Annotated in this window: 1 protein-coding gene; it reads right to left on the reverse strand. The window is 71.2% G+C overall.

All coding sequences use genetic code 11. The features are described from left to right. Positions 1–692, reverse strand: a 692-nt coding sequence (locus O2V63_RS20680) for a nucleotide sugar dehydrogenase (RefSeq protein WP_269169358.1), incomplete at both ends; no start/stop codon positions are given.

Genomic DNA, 692 nt, shown 5'->3' on the forward strand with positions numbered 1-692 from the left:
TCGGCGCCGGTGGCCTCGCACAGCTCGGCCATCGCGTTGATGAAGGAGATCTTCGTGGCCAGGAACGAGTTCGCCGCGGTCTTCACCATCTCCGCGGTCGCGTAGTCGGTGACCACCTGCGGGGTGCCCACCTCGACGATCGAGGCGTACACCTCATCCAGCATCGCCCGCGCCGTCTCCCCATCGGGGCCGGCCGGGAGGCCGTAGACCAGCCGGTCCGGGTGCAGCGTGTCCTCCACCGCGAAGCCCTCACGGAGGAACTCCGGGTTCCAGGCGAGCATCGCCCCGGGCACCTTGTCGGCGACCAGCTCCGCCAGCCGGGCCGCCGTGCCCACCGGGACCGTGGACTTGCCGGCGACCAGGTCACCGGGCTTGAGCGCGGCCAGCAGCCCCTCGACCGCCGACTCGACGAACCGCAGGTCCGCGGCGTACTCCCCGCGCTTCTGCGGGGTGCCCACGCAGACGAAGTGGACGACGGCATCGCCGGCATCGGCCATGTCGGTGCTGAACCGGAGACGCCCCGAAGCCAGCGAGGTGCCCAGCAGCTCCTCGAAACCGGGCTCGTAGAACGGCGCCTTCGCCCGCTGCAGCGCGTGGACCTTCGGCTGGTCGACGTCGATGCCGACGACGTCGTGCCCGAGCTCGGCCATCGACGCCGCGTGCACAGCGCCCAGGTAGCCGCAACCGATGAC

This window comes from Modestobacter sp. VKM Ac-2977, assembly GCF_026968045.1.
Classification (GTDB): domain Bacteria; phylum Actinomycetota; class Actinomycetes; order Mycobacteriales; family Geodermatophilaceae; genus Modestobacter.